The 18088-nt window shown below is 71.4% G+C and carries 15 protein-coding genes; 6 read left to right on the top strand and 9 right to left on the bottom strand.

What is annotated here, in order from left to right; translation table 11 throughout:
* Nucleotides 1–69: 69 nt before the first annotated feature.
* A complete protein-coding gene (locus tag ACIBI5_RS19490) occupies nucleotides 70–1983 on the top strand; it encodes a hypothetical protein (RefSeq protein ID WP_397248548.1) in 1914 nt (637 codons plus the stop codon).
* Here the strand turns inward: ACIBI5_RS19490 and ACIBI5_RS19485 are convergent.
* Nucleotides 1980–2387 (bottom strand): hypothetical protein, encoded by a 408-nt coding sequence (locus ACIBI5_RS19485; RefSeq protein ID WP_397248546.1) that lies wholly within the window; start codon nucleotides 2385–2387, stop codon nucleotides 1980–1982. The two genes, ACIBI5_RS19490 and ACIBI5_RS19485, sit on opposite strands and share 4 nt — an antisense overlap.
* Before the next feature lie 50 nt (nucleotides 2388–2437).
* On the opposite strand from ACIBI5_RS19485, the gene ACIBI5_RS19480 reads away from it, so the two are divergent.
* From ACIBI5_RS19480 to ACIBI5_RS19470, 3 genes are read left to right on the top strand one after another with little or no spacing between them, the layout of a single operon-like run.
* Nucleotides 2438–3118, top strand: coding sequence for a response regulator transcription factor (locus ACIBI5_RS19480; protein WP_397248544.1), 681 nt, complete (start codon nucleotides 2438–2440; stop codon nucleotides 3116–3118).
* Nucleotides 3115–4353 (top strand): sensor histidine kinase, encoded by a 1239-nt coding sequence (locus ACIBI5_RS19475; RefSeq protein WP_397248542.1) that lies wholly within the window; start codon nucleotides 3115–3117, stop codon nucleotides 4351–4353. Before ACIBI5_RS19480 ends, ACIBI5_RS19475 begins: the two co-directional genes overlap by 4 nt.
* 46 nt (nucleotides 4354–4399) lie before the next feature.
* Nucleotides 4400–4699 (top strand): PepSY domain-containing protein, encoded by a 300-nt coding sequence (locus ACIBI5_RS19470; RefSeq protein ID WP_397248540.1) that lies wholly within the window; start codon nucleotides 4400–4402, stop codon nucleotides 4697–4699.
* A 3-nt stretch (nucleotides 4700–4702) separates the two neighbouring features.
* Here the strand turns inward: ACIBI5_RS19470 and ACIBI5_RS19465 are convergent, their stop codons facing one another.
* On the bottom strand, nucleotides 4703–5374 hold the full coding sequence (locus ACIBI5_RS19465; protein WP_397248538.1) for an HNH endonuclease family protein: 672 nt from the start codon (nucleotides 5372–5374) through the stop codon (nucleotides 4703–4705).
* Nucleotides 5375–5560: 186 nt separating this feature from the next.
* Here ACIBI5_RS19465 and ACIBI5_RS19460 point away from each other — a divergent pair, with 186 nt between their 5' ends.
* Nucleotides 5561–6142, top strand: a complete 582-nt coding sequence (locus tag ACIBI5_RS19460) for an RNA polymerase sigma factor (protein ID WP_397248536.1) — start codon at nucleotides 5561–5563, stop codon at nucleotides 6140–6142.
* Nucleotides 6139–7206 carry a CU044_5270 family protein gene (locus ACIBI5_RS19455; protein ID WP_397248534.1) on the top strand — a complete coding sequence of 356 codons (1068 nt, stop codon included), beginning with the start codon at nucleotides 6139–6141 and terminating at the stop codon, nucleotides 7204–7206. Before ACIBI5_RS19460 ends, ACIBI5_RS19455 begins: the two co-directional genes overlap by 4 nt.
* Here the strand turns inward: ACIBI5_RS19455 and ACIBI5_RS19450 are convergent.
* From ACIBI5_RS19450 to ACIBI5_RS19420, 7 genes are all read right to left on the bottom strand, one after another.
* Nucleotides 7166–10258: a 2Fe-2S iron-sulfur cluster-binding protein gene (locus ACIBI5_RS19450; RefSeq protein WP_397248532.1), complete on the bottom strand. Its 3093-nt coding sequence runs from the start codon at nucleotides 10256–10258 to the stop codon at nucleotides 7166–7168. The two genes, ACIBI5_RS19455 and ACIBI5_RS19450, sit on opposite strands and share 41 nt — an antisense overlap.
* Entirely contained in the window at nucleotides 10255–10494 is a 240-nt protein-coding gene (locus ACIBI5_RS19445; RefSeq protein WP_397248530.1) for a sarcosine oxidase subunit delta, read from the bottom strand. Before ACIBI5_RS19445 ends, ACIBI5_RS19450 begins: the two co-directional genes overlap by 4 nt.
* Nucleotides 10494–11696: a sarcosine oxidase subunit beta family protein gene (locus ACIBI5_RS19440; protein ID WP_397248528.1), complete on the bottom strand. Its 1203-nt coding sequence runs from the start codon at nucleotides 11694–11696 to the stop codon at nucleotides 10494–10496. The genes ACIBI5_RS19445 and ACIBI5_RS19440 overlap by 1 nt, the downstream gene beginning before the upstream one ends.
* A 201-nt stretch (nucleotides 11697–11897) precedes the next feature.
* Entirely contained in the window at nucleotides 11898–14309 is a 2412-nt protein-coding gene (locus ACIBI5_RS19435; protein WP_397248527.1) for an FAD-dependent oxidoreductase, read from the bottom strand.
* A 341-nt stretch (nucleotides 14310–14650) separates the two neighbouring features.
* Nucleotides 14651–15013: a phosphomannose isomerase type II C-terminal cupin domain gene (locus tag ACIBI5_RS19430; RefSeq protein ID WP_397248525.1), complete on the bottom strand. Its 363-nt coding sequence runs from the start codon at nucleotides 15011–15013 to the stop codon at nucleotides 14651–14653.
* 37 nt (nucleotides 15014–15050) lie between these two features.
* The gene (locus ACIBI5_RS19425) at nucleotides 15051–15809 is read right to left on the bottom strand and encodes an SDR family NAD(P)-dependent oxidoreductase (RefSeq protein ID WP_397248523.1); all 759 of its coding nucleotides are present in this window, start codon (nucleotides 15807–15809) and stop codon (nucleotides 15051–15053) included.
* Nucleotides 15809–18085 (bottom strand): tetratricopeptide repeat protein, encoded by a 2277-nt coding sequence (locus tag ACIBI5_RS19420; protein WP_397248521.1) that lies wholly within the window; start codon nucleotides 18083–18085, stop codon nucleotides 15809–15811. The genes ACIBI5_RS19425 and ACIBI5_RS19420 overlap by 1 nt, the downstream gene beginning before the upstream one ends.
* Nucleotides 18086–18088: the final 3 nt, after the last annotated feature.

The following is an 18088-nucleotide window of genomic DNA, read 5'->3' as shown; positions in this document are numbered from 1 at the left end:
GGCCTGTTGACAGGCTCCCTCAGCGAGGGGAACGTCCCCGGTGTAACCCCCATCGGGAGGGAGCCCCCCATGATCAGCGGGCTGTATCAGGGCCAGAACGGCGACTCGCGGCTGGAGCTGAGGGTCGACGTCGACGGAGCACGACCCACCGGACGGGTCAGCGGCGACCTGTTCTCGGTGGCCGGGGCGACCACCTCGTACGTGGGCTCCTTCCGCGTCGACCAGCCGAACACCCAGACCGAGGGCGACAAGACCCGCGTCTGGGGTTCCGGCCGGTTCACCTACAGCGTGCCGACCGGAAGCGTCAGCATCACGGTCACCGACGAGGGCGCGTCCGCGCACGTGGGCGGGGACGACTTCCAGCTCGCCTACGTCTCGCCGTACTTCCGCACCGTCCTTCTGGAGCAGGACTCGGTGGCCGGGACGGCGCCGTTCGTGTCGTACAACACGGGCGCGCTGCCGGGCCCGACCGGCTCGCCCGCGCGCGAGCTCAGCGTCCCCGCCGCCTACGCCGAGGCCGGGATCGAGCTCCGCGTCACCGAGCCGGGCATCGTGCCCACCGGCGGCGAGGGCGCCGACCTGGCCTGGGACGACGCCGAGCTGCATCATGCGATGACAACCCAGTTCAGCCGGTACGGCGACGCCGCCGCCTGGCGGGTCTGGCTGCTGGTGGCCAGCAAGCACGTGGGCGGCTACCGGGGCATCATGTTCGACTACAACGACGGCTTCCAGCGGCAGGGCGCGGCCGTCTTCTACGACGCCATCCAGGGCCAGAGCCCGCAGGCGCAGCGCGCCCAGCTCCGTACGTACGTCCACGAGCTGGGCCACGCCTTCAACCTGCTGCACTCCTGGCAGAAGAACCTGGCCACGCCGCCCCAGCCGCTGGGCCCGAACGGCGGCTTCGGCGACCTGTCGTGGATGAACTACGTGCAGAACTACCGCCCCGGCGGCGAACAGGGCTACTGGTCGGCCTTCCCGTTCCAGTTCACCGACGTGGAGCTGGTCCACCTGCGCCACGGCTTCTTCCGCGACGTCGCGATGGGCGCCAACGCGTTCGGCACCGGCGCGGCCGAGATCGACCCGTTCGAGCAGCCGGTCATGGACCAGTCGGGGCTGCGGCTGGAGCTGCGGGCCAAGGAGTCGTTCGGCTTCGGCGAGCCGGTCGTGGTGGAGCTGAAGCTCGGCGTCACGGGCGAGGCGCGGACCACGCACAGCCACCTGCACCCGGACACGGAGTTCACGCAGGTCTGCATCACGCAGCCCGGCGGCCGGACGGTCGTCTACCGCCCGATGATGCGCCATTGCGTGGACGCCTCGCCGGACGTCCGCCTCGACGAGAACAACCCGGCGGCCTACCGCAGCGCCTACATCGGCCACGGCCGCGACGGCCACTACTTCCAGCAGCCGGGCGAGTACCAGGTGCGCGCCCAGTACATCGCGGGCGACGGCTCGCGGATCGTCTCCAACGTCTGCCTGGTCAGGGTCGGCTATCCGGTCTCCGCCGACGACCACCGGGTGGCCGAGCTGATGCTGGGCGAGGAGCAGGGCAAGCTGTTCTCGCTGCTCGGCTCCGACTCTCCGGCGCTGCGCTCGGGCAACGACGCGCTGGACGAGGTGATCTCCCGGTACGGCTCGCACCCCTTGTCCGTCTACGCCCGGATGGTGAAGGGGCTCAACGCGGAGCGGGAGTTCAAGGACCTGACCCCGGCCAGGAACCTGCGCATCCGCCCGCCGGACACCAAGGAGAGCATCGAGCAGCTCGGTGTGGTCGTCAGGGACGCCTCGATCGACAACATCACGCTCAACATGGTCATGCGGCGCCTGGCCCGCGCCGAGGCCCGTCAGGGCGACCTGGCCCAGGCCCACGCGGTCATGGACACGATGATCGCGACCTTCGAGGCCAAGAACCTGAACCCGGTCGTGATGCGCCAGATTCGCCGCCAGGCCGAGCTGACCAAGGCGGCGCTGAGCGCGGAAGGCTAGATGACCGGCCGGCCGTTCTGGCAGCGGACCACGACCTCGACGTCCTCGCCTTCCTCCCGGTCGAACTCGACCTTCAGGGAGGGGGCGGGGCCGGGCTCGGGGTCGTCGACGGAGTAGCCCTGGAAGGGACTCCAGTTGCGGAGGCTGACCTGCCCGGCCGAGCAGGTGGCGATGACGGTGCCGCCGGCCGTCCTGATCACCTTGCCGCCGCCGGTCGGCGCGGGGGTGGCGGCTCCGGTGGAGGTTCCCGACGGCAGGGTGGCGAGCGCGGAGCGGGCTTCGGCCTGCGTCATGACATTTCCGGACTGGCCGGTGAGGACGCCACCCAGGAGCCCGAGCACCGCCACCGCCACCCCGGTAGCCGCCAGCGCGGTCACCGCCCATGCCAGCATCAGTCTCTTCACGGCCCCACACTCCCCCAACCAGGTCTAACGCCAGGTTAACGTGGAGTTATATGGCCTCCATCCTTCTCATCGAGGACGACGTGACCATCCGCACCGCCCTGACCAGGGGCCTGCGCGAGCTCGGTCACGCCGTCTCCTCCTCGTCCACCGCCCTCGACGGCCTGCGCCTGGCCGTGCAGGACCGTCCCGACCTGGTCGTGCTCGACCTCGGCCTGCCCGACCTGGACGGCCTGGAGCTGCTGCGCATGCTGCGCTCGGTCAGCCAGGTGCCGGTGATCGTGGCCACGGCGCGCGACGGCGACGCCGAGATGGTCCCGGTCCTCGACGCGGGCGCCGACGACTACGTGGTCAAGCCGTTCAGCGCCGCCCAGCTCAACGCCCGGGTCAAGGCGGTGCTGCGCCGTACCTCGGAAGACCGCCCTGACGCGTCGGTGAAGGTCGGCGGGCTGAGCGTCGATCCGCGCTCGCGGGTGGCCGCGCTCGACGGGACACCGCTGGACCTGACGCCGCGGGAGTTCGACGTGCTGCACTACCTGGCCGCCCGCGCGGGCGAGGTGGTCTCGAAACGCGAACTGCTCACGGAGGTCTGGCAGCTCCCGTACGGCGGCGCCGACAAGACCGTCGACGTCCACCTGTCCTGGCTGCGCAGGAAGCTCGGCGAGACCGCCTCGGAACCCCGCTACCTCCACACCGTCCGCGGCGTCGGCGTCAAGCTGGTCGGGCCCGCGTGAGGCGCTGGCTGGGGCTGCTGGTGGCGGCCACGACGTCGGTGGTGCTGATCGCGCTGCTGGTGCCGATGGCGCTGCTGATCCGCTCGGTGGCCGAGAACGGCGCCATGGCGCGGGCCACCAGCGCGGCCGAGTCGGTGGTCGTGGCGGTCGGCACGCCGGACCTGGAGCTGGCGGTCGAGCGGGTGTCCGCGCCCGTGTCGGTGTTCCTGCCGGACGGGCGGGTCGTCGGCGCGCGGGCGCGGGAGTCGGACGCGGTCCGGCTGGCGCGCGCGGGGCGCAGCGTGACCGCGGAGGCCGCGGGCGGCAGGGAGGTCCTGGTCTCGGTCAGGTCCGCGCAGGGCCCGGTGGTGATCCGGGTGTTCGTGAGCGACGCGGAGCTGTTCGCGGGCGTGCGGGAGGCGTGGCTCGCGTTGCTGCTGCTCGGGCTCGCGCTGGTGGTGCTGGGGATCGTGCTGGCCGACCGGCTGGCGGTGCGGGTGACGCGGCCGGTGGACGAGCTGGCGCGGGTCTCCCACCGGCTGGCCGGAGGCGACCTGGAGGCGCGGGCGGAGCCGGGCGGGCCGCCCGAGGTGGAGTCGGTGGGCCTGGCGCTCAACCACCTGGCGGGCCGGATCGGCGACCTGCTCGCCAGTGAGCGCGAGTCGGTGGCGGACCTGTCGCACCGCCTGCGCACGCCGCTGACCGGCCTGCGCCTGGACGCCGAGTCGCTGCGCGACCCGGAGGAGGCGGCCCGCATCGGCGAGCGCGCCGACGCCCTGGAACGCGCGGTGAACGCCGTCATCACCGAGGCCCGCGGCCGCACGGGCGTCCGGCCGCCGCGCGCCTCGTGCGACGCGACGGCGGTGGTGGGCGATCGGGTGCGGTTCTGGGCGGTGCTGGCCGAGGACCAGGAGCGCGCCCTCACGGTCGAACTGCCCGGCGAGCCGCTGGAGGTCGCGGTGGGCGCGGCCGAGCTGGCGGCGTGCGTGGACGCGCTGCTGGGCAACGTCTTCGCCCACACCCCCGAGGGAGTCGCCTTCTCCGTACGGCTGGCGCCGCACGAGAGGGGCGCCGCCCTGACCGTCGCCGACGAAGGCCCCGGCTTCCCGCCCGAACTGCAGGAACGCGGCTCCAGCGCGGGCGGCTCCACCGGGCTGGGCCTGGACATCGCCCGCCGTACGGCCGAGTCGTCGGGCGGCGCGATGACGGTGTCGAGGGCCGCGGTCGAGCTCGTACTCGGGTTAACCCAGCCTTAGGGTTGCCACAGCGCGGCTTTACCGTTGATCGCGCTTTTCTTGACCCATGAACATCACCAAGAAGATCGTCATCGCCGGCGCCGGCGCCGTGGTCCTGCTCGCGGGCGGCGGCGTCGCCTACGCCTCGGTCAACGCCCCCGTCGCCCCGAAGGTCGGCGTCGAGCAGGCCATCGACATCGCCAAGAAGCAGGTCCCCGGCGCCTGGGTGCGCTCGGTCGACCACGACGACGACGGCACCTGGGACGTCGAGCTGATCAAGGGCGGCACCGAGCACGAGCTGGAGCTGGACGCGGCCAGCGGCAAGGTGCTCAAGAACAGGACCGAGAAGGCCGACAACGACGACTGAGCCTCAGCACCCGTCGAGTACGCGCTCCATGGCCTCCTTCTCCGCGGCCGTCACCCAGAGCGCGTACTTGACCTTCACGTCGATCTGCCGCGCGATGTAGGCGCACCGGTAGCCCTTGCGCGGCGGCAGCCAGGTGGCCGCGTCGGAGTCGCTCTTCTGGTTGTTGAGCGGCCCGTCGACGGCCATGAGGTTGAGCGGGTCGTTGGCGAACTCCCTGCGCTTGCCGTCCGCCCACTGCTGGGCTCCCTTCTGCCAGGCGTCGGAGAGCGGGATCACGTGGTCGATCTGCACGGCCATGCTGGTGTCGTTGCCGCGCTTGAACTTGATCGTCTTTCCGCTGTAGGGGTCGTCGAGCACGCCCGTGAGCACGATGCAGTCGTGGGTGCCCGCCTTGAACTTCTCCTCGCGCATGTCGCGCTTGAGGATGTCGTTGCGCGTGTCGCAGCCGTTGCGGTCGACGTCGGCCCAGGCGGGCCCGAACTTCTCGCGCTCGAAGCCGGTGCGCGGCGCCCGCCCCTTGACCGGGAGCTTGTCCAGCTTCTTCCGCGCTTCGCCTGCCTTGACCGGAGTCGTGGACTTCTCGGCCCCCTGCTCCACGCCGGCCTGCAACCCTCCGCACCCGGCGGTCAGTGCCGCGACGACGGCCAGCCCGCCCGCGAGACGACGTACGCGCACCGCAACCTCCATGCCAAGAAATGGTCAAGCGACTCCCCCTAGAGTCTAAACAGGGCAAATTCCTTAATATCCTGATCTCGCCTTTCAAAAAGATCTTGGGAACCGAACGGCCGGTGCGGGTGAGAACGGGGTGAAGGGCGCGAACGCGCCCTACGGAAGGAAAGCCCCCATGGAAAGACTCACGCTGTGGTGAGCGCCGCGCTGTCCGGTCGTCCAACGGCCGACGCCGACGCCGCCGTCATCGCGGAGTCGCTGGCCGAGCCCGATCGTTTCGCCCGCATCTTCGACCTGCACGCGGACGAGATCCACCGCTACGCCGCCCGGCGGCTCGGCGCCGACCAGGTGAGCCTGGCCGACGACGTGACCGCCGAGACCTTCCTGGTCGCTTTCCGCAAGCGCCGGCGCTACGACCTCACGCGCCCCGACGCGCGCCCCTGGCTGTACGGCATCGCCGCCAACCTCATCTCCAAGCACCGCCGTACCGAGACCAGGAAGCTCAGGGCGCTCGCCCGCACGGCCGAGCCGGAGGGCGAGGCGTTCGAGCAGCGCAGCGTCGACCGGATGGACGCGGAACGGCTCGGCCCCAGCCTGGCCGCCGCCCTGGCCAGGCTCGGCGCGGCCGAGCGGGAACTGCTGTTCCTCGTCACCTGGGCCGAGCTGTCCTACGAGCAGGCGTCCGAGGCGCTGGGCATCCCGGTGGGCACCGTGCGCTCGCGCCTGTCACGCACCCGAGCCAAGATCCGCAGCGCCCTGGAAGGCACCCCATGAACGAGTTCGACCTGGTCGGCCAGGCACGTCCCGACGTCCCCCCCTACGATCCCGGCACCAAGGCCATGGCCAGGGATCAGCTGGTCGCGGCGGGCAGGAAGCGCCTCGCGTGGCGCAAGCCGTACACCTTCGCCGTGGCCGGAGCGCTCGCGCTCGCGGTCGGCGTGGGCGCGGCCGTGTTCCTGCCCGCCGAGACCCCTCGCGTGAGCCCGCGGCAGAGCGCGCCCGTCGCGCTGCCGAAGATCGCGCTCATGTCGGCGGAGCAGGTGTTCGACCGTGCGGCGGGGGCCGCTGTCGAGGAGCTGGAGCCACGCGACGACCAGTACGTGGTCACCGAGTCTCAGACCATGTACACCTCACAGTCGATCGGCGAGAACACGGAGGAGCGCTGGCTGTACCGGACGAAGCGGAAGATCTGGCTCAGGGCCGACGGGAAGCAGGACTCCCAGGGGCGTGACGGCGTGCTCCAGATCGAGACCATCGACCCGGTCGCCTATCCCGGCTGGGAGATCCCGAAGCAGGCCTACGAGGAGAAGGGCGTCTCGGTCATGCCGCTGACGTCCTGCGGCACGAAGGGGCCGTGGAGCAAGGACTACGCGACGCTCAAGCAGTTGCCCACCGACGCCGAGGCGATGAAGGCGTGGCTGTACAAGACCTTCCCCAGCAACGGCGACAAGCAGATCGCGCCCGAGTTCGCGGTCTGGGACGGCGCCAGCGAACTGCTGCGCGAGGCGTACATGCCGCCGGCGCAGCGGGCCGCGCTGTTCAAGGCGCTGGGCACGCTACCCGGCATCACCGTCACCGAGGACGCCGAGGACGCGGCGGGCCGTAAGGGGCTCGGGGTCGGCGGCGTCTGGGACGGCCGGCGCTCCGAGCTGATCATCGACGGGCAGAGCTACGCGCTGCTCGGCGAGCGCAGCGTGGTCGTCGACGAGAAGGCGGGCGGGGCGCCTGTCGGCAGCCTCCTGGCCTCCACCGCGCAGCTGAAGGTCTCGGTCTCCGACACCGCGCCCGACGCGCCGGTCACCTCGAAGGAGGACTGCTCCCAGAGCCAGGGTGGCTGAGCGCGTCCAGCAGCCACTCGGCCAGGTAGCCGGTGAACGACGAGCGCACATAGACGCGGAAGACGTCCGGGGCGGTCCGTTCCAGGATCACCCCGGCCTTTCCGAGCAACGTCTGCGCGTATCCGGGGAAGACCGCGGGGTGCAGGTCGATCGGGCAGCCGGTGACCAGCACCTCGACGGCGTCCGGGCCGGACAGCTCCAGCACGGTGCGCTGGCCGGAGACGTCCGTCCAGCCATCCATGCCGCTCTCCCCGGTCACCAGCCACCAGGCGGGACCCAGGCGCAGTCCCTGACCCGGGTCCTGGCCGCGTACCTCCCACATGTGTGCGAACGGCAGCTCGCGCAGCCGTACCCGCTCAGAACTCGCGGCCAGGAAACGGTGGGCGAACCGACCGGCCGGGCTCTCCGGCCGCCACTCCCCCACCGTGCCGACGCGCTCGACCGGGTCGCCGTCGCGGCGGGCGTTGCCCGGGTCGTAGAAGACCGGCTCGACCACCGTGACCGGCACCGTACGCCCGCCCGAGACCGCCTCCAGCCGGTCGCCCGGCGCCACGTCACGCGCCATCGCCAGCACGGCGCCGGTGTAGCTGGAGGTCACGTGACCCAGCATCTCGCGACCGCCGGGCGCGACCAGTTGCGCCCCTTCCTCCACGAACGCCTCCGGCCGCAGCCCGACCAGGCGCTTACGGCCCTCGCGCGCGGTGTCGGGGCGGGCGTGCGAGCGCTTGCCGACGTAGTCCGGCTTGCGGCGCGAGACGATCCACTCCATGCCGAGGTCCTGCGGGGTGACGGTCCCGTCGGTCTCCTGCCCGACGATCGCGAAGCCCTTCTCCGCGCGCAGCACGTGCATGGCCTCCGTCCCGTACGGCACCGCCCCCAGGGCCAGCACGCTCTCCCACAACGCGGCGCCGTACCACCAGGGCACGTTGACCTCGTAGGCCAGCTCGCCCGAGAAGCTGATCCTGAACACGCGCCCGTCCACCCCGGCGACCGGCGTCTCCACGCACCGCATGAACGCCAGCTCCGCCGCCTCGGGCGCGAGCGCCGCCACGACCTCGCGCGCCTTCGGCCCCGCCACCGCCACGGTCGCCCAGTGGTCGGTCACCGAGGTGAACCGCACGTCCAGCTCGGGCCACTCGGTCTGATGCCACTCCTCCAGCCAGTCGAGCACGGCGGCGGCGTTGCCCGTCGTGGTCGTCATGAGGAAGTGGTCGGGCCCGAGCCTGGCCGTGGTGCCGTCGTCGAAGACCATGCCGTCGGCCTTGCACATCAGCCCGTAGCGGCAGGCGCCCACGGCCAGCGTCGAGTACAGGCTGGTGTAGATCCGGTCCAGGAACTCACCGGCGCCGGCGCCCCTGATGTCGATCTTGCCGAGGGTGGAGGCGTCCATGGCGGCCACCGCCGTACGCGCCGCCCTGCACTCACGCCGCACCGCCTCGTCCATGTCCTCCACGCCGAGGGGGAAGTAACGCGGGCGCTTCCACTGGCCGACGTCCTCGAAGACCGCGCCCCTGGCGAGGTGCGACTCGTGCATGGCGGTGGTCCGCACGGGGTCCGACAGCGCGCCGCGGTCGCGCCCCGCCAGCGTCGCGAAGGACACCGGCGTGTACGGCGGGCGGAACGTCGTCGTCCCCATCTGGCCCGGCGCCGTCCCGAGCAGCGCGGACATGACGCCCACGACCACCGCGCCCGCCGTCTTGCCCTGGTCGGCCCCGGTGCCGGCGGTGGTGTAGCGCTTGACGTGCTCCACCGAGCGCATGCCGGTGCCGGAGGCGCGCCGCAGGTCGGCCACGGTGACGTCGCGGTGGAGGTCGGCGAAGGACGCGGCGGGATCGTCGCCCATCACCCAGAGCGCGGCGGGCGGCCTACGCGGCGGCTCGTCGCTGCCGGGGACGTGGTGGCTCGCCCGCTCGGCGAACCCGGTCAGCCCCGCCGCCTGGGAGCCGGCGGCGAAGCCGTCCGCGATCGCCTCGGCGGTGCCGTACAGGCCTCTGCACGCCCCGGCCGAGCGCTCGGCCTGCGCCGACAGGTGCGGCACGAACGCCTGCAGCTCCTCGTCGAACCGCAACCTGCCCTGCGACTGGCTGAACAGGTGCACCACCGGGTTCCATCCGCCGGCCACGGCCAGCAGATCGGCCGCGAAAAGCCCGCCGCCGCGCGTACGGACGCCGGTGAGCACCCCTTCCGCGTCGGCTGTGGTGCCGGTGATCTCCGCGCCGTCGCGGGCGTCGAGGACGGCGAGCACCTCCACCCCCGCCGCCGCCAGGTCGCGGGCGGCCTCGTGTCCGGAGTCGGCGCAGGTGAAGACCACCGCTCTGGTGCCGGGCCGCACGCCGTACCTGTTGGCATAGGTACGCGCCGCGGAGGCGAGCATCACGCCGGGACGGTCGTTGCCAGGGAAGGCCAGGGAGCGCTCCTGCGCGCCCGTCGCCAGCACCACGCGGCGCGCACGCAGATGCCACAGGCGCTCGCCCGAGCCGCGCCTCTCGACCGCGGTCAGGTAGTTGTCGTCGTAGTAGCCGATCGCGGTGGTCCTGGTCAGCACCCGCACCTCGGGCAGCACCGCGAGCCGGTGCGCGACCTCGGCCACCCAGTCGAGGGCGGGCGCGCCGTCCAGCCTGGCCCGGCCGGCGAGCAGGTCGCCGCCCAGGAACGGCTGGTCATCCACCAGGATGACGCGCGCGCCCGACTCGCCGGCCGCCAGCGCCGCGGCCAGCCCCGCGGGGCCGCCGCCCACCACGAGCACGTCGCAGTGCAGGTAGCCCTTGTCGCAGCGGCGCCCGTCCGGTTCGGACAGGTCGACGCGGCCTTTGCCGCTCAGGCTCCACGCGGCCAGGCCCTCGTACAGCTCGACCGTCGTGGCCGCGAGCATGGGGTCGGCGCCCACGCGGACCAGCGCGTTCGGCTCCTCGGGGCCCGCGGAGAAGACGCCGCGCGGGCGGCCCAGGTCGACGCTGCGCCCGACCACGCGCACGCCGTTGCGCAGCAGCGCGGCCGCGAGCGTGTCGCCCGGCCGCCCCTCGTAGGGCCGCTCGTCGAAGGTGAACCTCACGGGTGCGGCCTCATCTCGTGAGTGACGGTGTGGCGGGTCACGGAGAACCAGGTCCGGCAGCCGTGCGCGTGGAACCAGCGCTCGTGGAACCAGCCCTTGGGGTTGTCGCGCATGAACAGGTATCCGGCCCACGCCTCGTCGCCGGCGTCCGGGGTGTAGGCGATCCCGGCCTGGCCGCCGTAGGCGAACTCGTTCTCGTCGCGTGGCCCGCAGTGCGGGCAGTCGATCAGCATCATCAGTGCGCCACCGCCGCGGCTCCGTGCTCGTCGATGAGGGCGCCGGTGGTGAACCGCTCCAGCGCGAAGGGTACGGCCAGCGGGTGCGGCTCGTCATGGGCGATCGTGTGGGCGTAGACCCAGCCGGAGCCGGGGGTGGCCTTGAAGCCGCCGGTGCCCCAGCCCGCGTTGATGAACAGGCCCTCGACCGGCGTCCTGCCGATGATCGGGGAGGCGTCGGGCGAGACGTCCACGACGCCGCCCCAGGTGCGCAGCACCCGGACCCGGCTGAAGATCGGGAACAGCTCCAGGGCCGCGGCCATCTGGGCTTCGATGACGTGGAAGGCGCCGCGCTGGCCGTAGGAGTTGTAGGAGTCGATTCCGGCGCCCATGACCAGTTCGCCCTTGTGGGCCTGGCTGACATAGACGTGGACGGCGTTGGACATCACGACGCAGTCGAGGACCGGTTCCAGCAGTTCGGAGACGAGGGCCTGGAGGGGGTGGGACTGCAGCGGCAGCGGGATGCCCGCTTGGGCGGCGAGCACGGAGGTGTGCCCGGCGGCCGCGAGCGCGACCTTCCCGGCCGCGATCCGCCCCCTGGTCGTTTGAACGGCCGAGACCCTGTTTTTCACCATTTCGAAGCCGGTGACTTCGATGTTCTGGATGAGGTCGATGCCGTAGGCGTCCGCTTTGCGGGCCAGGGCCCAGGCGACGTGATCGTGCTTGGCGATCCCGCCCCGCCGCTGCAGCGTGGCGCCGAGGACCGGGTAGCGGGCGGAGTCCGAGACGTTGACGACCGGGCAGAACTTCTTGACCTCGTCCGCCTCCAGCCACTCGGCGTCGACGCCGTTGAGGCGGTTGGCGTTGACCCTGCGTCTGCCCTCGCGGACGTCCGCCAGGTTGTGGGCGAGGTTGAGCACACCCCGCTGGCTGAACTGCAGGTCGTAGTCGAGGTCGTCGCTGAGCCCCTCCCAGAGCTTGAGTGAGTGCTCGTAGATGGCGGCGCTCTCGTCCCACAGGTAGTTGGAACGGATGATCGTGGTGTTCCTGGCCATGTTGCCACCGGCCAGCCAGCCCTTCTCCAGGACGGCGACGTTGGTGATCCCATGATTCTTGGCCAGGTAATAGGCGGTGGCCAGCCCATGCCCACCGGCGCCGACGATGACCACGTCGTAGGCGGGCTTCGGCTCGGGATTCCGCCACAGAAACTCAGGATGGCTCACGCCGCCCACCTCCACCCTTCCCCAGCCCCGCACCAGCCGGGGCCCGCCCGCCTCCGGCCCAACCCACCCGAGCCCGTCCACCCGAACCCGTCCACCCCGAGTCCAACCGACCGGAGTCCGACCGATCGGGGTCTGACCGATCGAGGTCTCGGGGGTTCTGATCGGGTGTCGTCGGGTGGGGTGGGGGTTCCGTCGATCGGGTCATCGTCGGATCTTCTCCATCTTGGCGTCGAACAGGGGCTCGGCCGCGACCTCGGCCGGGACGGGGCGGCCGAAGTAGGCGACCTCCACCTCCGTGCCAGGAGCGGTGAGGTCGATCGGCAGCCAGGCGTAGGCGATCGGGCGGCCGATGGTGTGGCCGTAGGCGGCGCTGGTGGTGTAGCCGACCGTGGCGCCGCCGTGCCGTACCGGCTCCTTGCCCATCACGACCTCCGCCGTCAGCAGCGGCACGAGCTTGCGCGTGATCTCCTTGGACAGCGCGTCCCGGCCGAGGAAGTCCTTGTCCTCCCGGACCGCGAAGGCCAGCCCCGCCTCGTACGGGTTGTGCTCAGGAGTCATGTCCACGCCCCACAACCGGTACCCCTTCTCCAGCCGCAGGCTGTTGAACGCCGCCCGCCCGCCCGCGATCGGCAGCCCCGTCGCCCAGAGCGTGTCCCAGAGTTTGAGGCCCAGATCGGAGGTGGTGTAGAGCTCCCAGCCCAGTTCCCCCACATACGACACCCGCATGGCGGTGACCGGCACATGCCCGATGTAGCCCTGCTTACAGGTGAAATACCGGAACCCCTCATGAGACATGTCCAGGTCCGTGAGCGGCTGCACCAGTTCGCGGGCCCGCGGCCCCCAAACGCCCACACAGCATGTCCCGGGCGTGATGTCCCGGACCTGCGCATCGCCCGGCGCGTGCCGCCGCAGCCAGTCGAGGTCGAGGTTCCCGTTGGCGCCGACCTGGAACCGCTCCTCGCTCAGCCGCGCGACCGTGAGATCGGACCGCACCCCGCCTCCGGCATCGAGCAGCAGCGTGTACGTCACGGAACCGGGCTTCTTGTCGACGTTGTTCGTCGTCATCCGCTGCAGAAACGCCGCCGCCCCGGCCCCCGCCACCTCGATCCGCTTGAGGGGCGTCATGTCGTAGAGGGCGACCCGCTCACGGGTGTGGCGGGACTCGGCGGCGGCGATCGGCGACCAGTACCGCGCCGCCCAGTTGTCCCGCTGCCCGGGATCGCCATCGGAAAGCGGGGTGTTGGACGTGAACCACTGCGGGCGTTCCCACCCCGCCCCCTCCAGGAAGAACGCCCCGAGCTCCCGCTGACGCGGATGGAACGGGCTGGTCCGCAGAGGACGGGGCGATTCCATCGGCTGGAGCGGATGGATGATGTCGTAGACCTCGACGAAGTTCTGCTTGCCGCGTTCCTCGACGAAGGCGGGCGCGAGGTGCACGGGCTCGAAGCGGTTCAGCTCGCACTCGTGCAGGTCGAAGCTCGAACGCCCGTCGACCAGCACCTCCGCCAGCGCCTTGGCCACTCCCGCGGAATGCGTCACCCACACCGCCTCGGCCAGCCAGAACCCGTCGAGCTGCGGCGCCTCCCCGATCAGCGGGAACCCGTCCGGCGTGAAGGAGAAGATCCCGTTGATCCCGTCGGTGCAGGCCGACTCCTTGAGCGCGGGCAGCAGGTCGACGGCGTCCCGCCAGGCAGGTTCGAAGTCCTCTTCGGTGAACGCCTGCACCGACGGCATGGTGGTGCCGTTGGGCCCGATCTCCTCCTGCCGGACCGGCATCGGCCGGTGCGCATAGGACCCGACGCCGATCTGATCCCCGTGTTCCCGGAAATACAGGTCTCTGTCCTGGTGCCGCAGGATGGGCCGCACCGCTTCAGGATTTCCTTCCAGTACGGCCAGCGGCTCCGACCGCGCGTACTGGTGGGCCAGCGGCAGCAACGGCACGCTCACGCCCGCCATCGCCCCGATGCCCGGCCCCCAGAACCCGGCCGCGCTGACCACGACATCAGCGGGTATGACCCGGTACTCGAGCCCCTCCGCACCGACCTCGACCGCCACTCCGGTGACGCGCCCGCCCTGCTGTTCGATCCCGACCACGGTGTGGTGCGGCAGGAACCGCGCCCCCCGCTCGATCGCCCGCCGCGCCTGCGCCTCGCCGCACCGCAACGCGCTGGCCAGCCCGTCCGTGGGCACGAAGTAGCCGCCCAGCACCCGAGCGGGATCGAGCAGAGACCACAGTTCGAGGCACCGCTCGGGGCTGATCACCTCACCGTGCACACCCCACGCCTCGGCCCATCCCTGGCGTCGCCGCAGGTCCGCGAGCCGTTCGGGCGTCGTGGCCACTTCCAGCCCGCCGACCTGCTTGAAGCACCACTGCCCATCGAGCGAGAGCCCGCTGTACTTGTTGACCGTGTAGGTGGCGAACTCCGTCATCGTCTTGGACGGATTGGTCTGGAACACCAGCCCAGGCGCATGAGAACTCGACCCGCCCGCCGCGAACAGGGGCCCCTGCTCGACCACGGTGACGTCGGTCCACCCCCGCCCGGTGAGCTCATCGGCCAGGGCGCAGCCCACAATGCCGGCTCCAATGATCACTAACCGCGGCCGGGACACCATGCGCCCTCCGGTTGTTCCCTAATACGCAACACGTACCGGACTACGCAACGAACATAGAGCCCACCCGACCCCCAAACAAGAGCCCCACAGCCATCAACATCAAGCCGAACGGCACGAAAGACCAGGACCCCCACAGCCCAGCGACCAACAGGCCCACCGCAGGGCACGAGCGAGGTGGAAGACACTCAGCTCGAAGAACGAGGTTGACGAGGGCCGTTGCGGTGGGGACCACGTCCGACGTGAGAAGCGATCCCCCCGATCGGCGTCAACCGGCGACGGCGGGTGGCGGCAGCCTGGCTTGCCGTAACAGAAGGAAGCCCCTAGCAGAAAGAACGTAAAGACTAGGAGCGCCCGTAGGCGTCTTCCAGGCGCTCGATGTCGTCCTCGTCGAAGTGGCCGAAGGCGATCTCGAGGATGCGGGTGGCGGGGCCGGAGCTGCTGAGGCGGTGGGTCTGGCCGGCGCGGATCAGGACCCGGTCGCCGACCGAGGGCTCCGTGCGCTCGCCGTCGATCTCGAACACGCAGCCCGGGTCCAGCGCCACCCACAGCTCGTCCCGCGACGTGTGCCGCTGAAGGCTGAGCCGCTGACCGGGCGCCACATCGATGATCTTCACGGTCGACATCTCGTTCAGGGTGAAGCGCTCAAACCCACCCCAAGGCCGGTCGTCCCTGATAACTGCCGCAAGACGGTCGATGTCGCCCATAAATCCCTCCGAAACGTGAAGATCAGAGAGCAAACTATCAGGTCAGCAGAATCCCACCGTCAACCGGCAGCGTCACGCCCGTGATGTACGACGAGGCGTCGCTCGCCAGAAACACCGCCGCCGCCACGAGTTCATCGGCCTCGCCCACCCGGCCCATCACCACCCGTTGCTCCAGCATGCGCTCCAGGTACCCGGCGCTGTACTCCTCCGTCATCTCCGAGGCGAAGAATCCGGGCTCCAAGCAGTTGACCCGGATCCCGCGCCGCCCCGTCCACTGCTGCGCCAGATCACGGGTGAGCCCGATGACCCCGGCCTTCGACGCGCTGTAGGCCGCCTGCGGTAGTCCCGCCGTGGTCTCACCGAGGATGCTGCCGATGTTGACGATGGACGACCCGGGCCGCATGACGCGCGCGCACGCCTGCGCCATCCAGTAGCTCCCGTGCAGGTTGATGTCGATCACCCGCCGGAACTCCTCGGGACTCTCCCGCAACGCCGGTACGGCAGTGCCCACCCCAGCATTGTTGATCAGGACGTCGACCTGCCCGAACTCCGCCACAGCGGCCTCGACCAGGGCCTGGCACTGCTCGACCACGGTCACGTCGGTGGCGACGGCCAGGCAACGCCGCCCGGCTTCCTCGACCAGCTTCCGGGTCCCGTCGAGCCGATCGGCCCGCCGGGCGCCGATCACGATGTCGGCCCCCGCCTGCGCCAGCCCGCGGGCGAAGGCCACGCCCAGGCCCGACGAGGCCCCGGTGACGATGGCCACCTTCCCGTCGAGCCTGAACTTGTCGATCATCAGAGACCGTACTCCTTGACGATGCGCTCGTGCCGCTCGACCTCGACGTCGATCTCGCGGGCCAGGTCGAGCCAGGCCAGCGGGTGCGACCAGCGCTCGGTGGCGTCGTCGAGCAGGGCGTCGACATCGGTGGCGGCGACGTCCGGCGGGACGGCGACCCAGCCGTAGACGCCGGGCAGCGTCTCGCCGGAGGTCGGGTGGGTGACGGTGTAGTTTTCCTCCGAGTAGACCCACATCGGCCAGCCGCGTTCGGCCATGACCTCGGTGAACTCGGCCCAGTCGCTCTCGGACGGCGCGGCGCCGTCGAAGAAGTAGCTGACGTAGCCGCCGGGGCGCAGGATGCTCACGGCCGCGAACGGCGGCACGAAGTTCTCCTGCTCCTTCGGGTCGTCGGGGATGGGCTCCAGCAACTGCGGGTCGAAGACGACCAGGTCGCCGGCGTTGTACTCCATGCCACGCGGCTGCGGCAGCGCCAGGCGCGCCGTGGCCGGGCCGGTGCGGATGGACAGCACCTGCCGCTGACCGCCGTCGGGCGCCGGGAGGATGACCCGGATCAGGCCCATCTCCTCCTCGATCGGGCCCTCGGTGGACTGGATCGGCATCCCGATCTTGGCCGCGCCCTTGCGGACGGTGTCCCAGTCCTCGGCGGCGGTGGCCATCACGACCATGCGCCAGACGTCCTCGTCGTTGAGCTCGTCGAGGACCTCCAGCAGCACCTGGGCGCCGCGGGCGTTGTCGTCGAGCTGCTGCGCCGCGCCCGAGACCAGGCGGCGCGCCTCCGTGCCGGCGCCGGCGGCGATGGCGTGCTCGCCCTCGGCGACGGTCTCGGCCCAGCGCTCGCGAGCGCTGTGCAGGCGGGCGAGGGTGAGGTGCTGGGCGGCGTGCGGCAACATCGCGGCCATCTGCTCGAGCCGCTCGTCCTGGCGGGCCTCGATGAGCAGCGTGGTCAGGTACGCGACGTCGTCGGGGTCGGCTGTGGCGATGTCGCCGGAGTCGACGAACATCTTCCAGTAGATGTCGGCGCCGGTGGCCGGGTAGCCGAGGAAGCCGAGCGTGGTGGTGTGGCGGCGGGTGGCCTCCAGGTCGGAGCCGGAGATCGGGGCCAGCCAGCCGACCCACTTCTCGGGGTCGGCGTTGAAGCCGTCGGCGGCGTCGAAGTAGGCGACCCGCTCCTCCTCGGAGCCGGGGGCGTCCGGCTCGGAGGTGGCGTCGGCGGCGGCGCGCAGGCCGGCGATGCGCCCGGCGACGCTCTCCGCGTCGCGCAGTTCACCCGAGAACTGCTCGGCGAGGTCGGCCAGCAGCCGCGCCTGCCACACGCCCTGGCGCGCGATGGCCAGGTCGCCGGCGACCAGGGCCAGCTCCACGCGGGCCTGGTAGCCGCCCATCATGCTGAAGTAGTCGATCCACTGGCGCAGGACGCGGCCGAGCTGCCAGGTGTTGGTGATCTGCGAGGAACCGGCCAGCTTGAGCACGACCTGCGCCCACTCGACGAAGTCGCGCGGGTGGTTGCCCACGACGTCGAGGTCGGGCAGCGCGTCCACGGCCTCGGCGGTACGGCCGAGCTCGGCCAGGATGCGAGCGCGGCGTACACCGTCGCGGTGGGGCTTGGCGGGCGGGTCGTCGGCCGGGAAGTCGGCGGCGGCCTGCAGCGCGGTCAGCGCGGCTTCGGCGCGGCCCGCGGCCAGCAGCGCGTGGGCGCTCGCGGCGCCGAGCTCCCAGCTGGCCGGCTTGTCGACGGCGCGCAGCTGCTCGACGGCGGACTCGGCGTAGGTGACGGCCTCCTCGGCGCGCCCGGCGTCGACCAGGGCCGCGACGTACTGCGTCACCAGGCCGGTGAAGGCGGGCTGGTCGGCGGGCAGGCCCTCGATGACCGCGCCCAGCTTCTCCAGGCGCTGCTCGGCGTAGCCGGGGCCGTCGGCGTTGGCCCAGGCCAGGGCGAGCGCCTCGACGGCGGCCGGGGCAGCGGGGCAGTCACGCACCTCTTCGCGCTGGGCGAACGCGAGCAGTTCCTCCGCGTCGCCGATCGCCACCGCGCCCTGGGCCCGGTCGCCCACCCGGCCCACGAGATGCCAATAGCGGGCGTAGAACTCGAGCCAGGGCAGCCCGAGCGCCTCCGCCTGCTGCGCGATGGCCGGAGCCATCACGTCGAGCTGGGGATAGCGGCCCTCATAGGCCTGTGCGGGGAGGTCTCCCAGCGCCATGGCGAGGCCCACGTTGCCCGCCTCGGAAAGCTGCTGCTGGGTGTCGCCGACCCAGGCCCAGATGTCCACGTCCATGGG

The sequence above is a fragment of the Nonomuraea sp. NPDC050540 genome (genome assembly GCF_044457485.1).
Lineage (GTDB): Bacteria > Actinomycetota > Actinomycetes > Streptosporangiales > Streptosporangiaceae > Nonomuraea.
The sequence above is the reverse complement of the archived record's forward strand: the minus strand, read 5'-3'. Positions and strand labels throughout refer to the sequence as shown.

What these genes read in the sequence shown, in the direction of transcription:
- ACIBI5_RS19490 (WP_397248548.1), top strand. Translation starts at nt 70, where the DNA reads ATGATCAGCGGGCTGTATCAGGGCCAGAACGGCGACTCGCGGCTGGAG.
- ACIBI5_RS19430 (WP_397248525.1), bottom strand. Translation starts at nt 15,013, where the DNA reads ATGGGCGACATCGACCGTCTTGCGGCAGTTATCAGGGACGACCGGCCT.
- ACIBI5_RS19455 (WP_397248534.1), top strand. Translation starts at nt 6,139, where the DNA reads ATGAACGAGTTCGACCTGGTCGGCCAGGCACGTCCCGACGTCCCCCCC.
- ACIBI5_RS19470 (WP_397248540.1), top strand. Translation starts at nt 4,400, where the DNA reads ATGAACATCACCAAGAAGATCGTCATCGCCGGCGCCGGCGCCGTGGTC.
- ACIBI5_RS19425 (WP_397248523.1), bottom strand. Translation starts at nt 15,809, where the DNA reads ATGATCGACAAGTTCAGGCTCGACGGGAAGGTGGCCATCGTCACCGGG.
- ACIBI5_RS19435 (WP_397248527.1), bottom strand. Translation starts at nt 14,309, where the DNA reads ATGGTGTCCCGGCCGCGGTTAGTGATCATTGGAGCCGGCATTGTGGGC.
- ACIBI5_RS19445 (WP_397248530.1), bottom strand. Translation starts at nt 10,494, where the DNA reads ATGATGCTGATCGACTGCCCGCACTGCGGGCCACGCGACGAGAACGAG.
- ACIBI5_RS19420 (WP_397248521.1), bottom strand. Translation starts at nt 18,085, where the DNA reads ATGGACGTGGACATCTGGGCCTGGGTCGGCGACACCCAGCAGCAGCTT.
- ACIBI5_RS19480 (WP_397248544.1), top strand. Translation starts at nt 2,438, where the DNA reads ATGGCCTCCATCCTTCTCATCGAGGACGACGTGACCATCCGCACCGCC.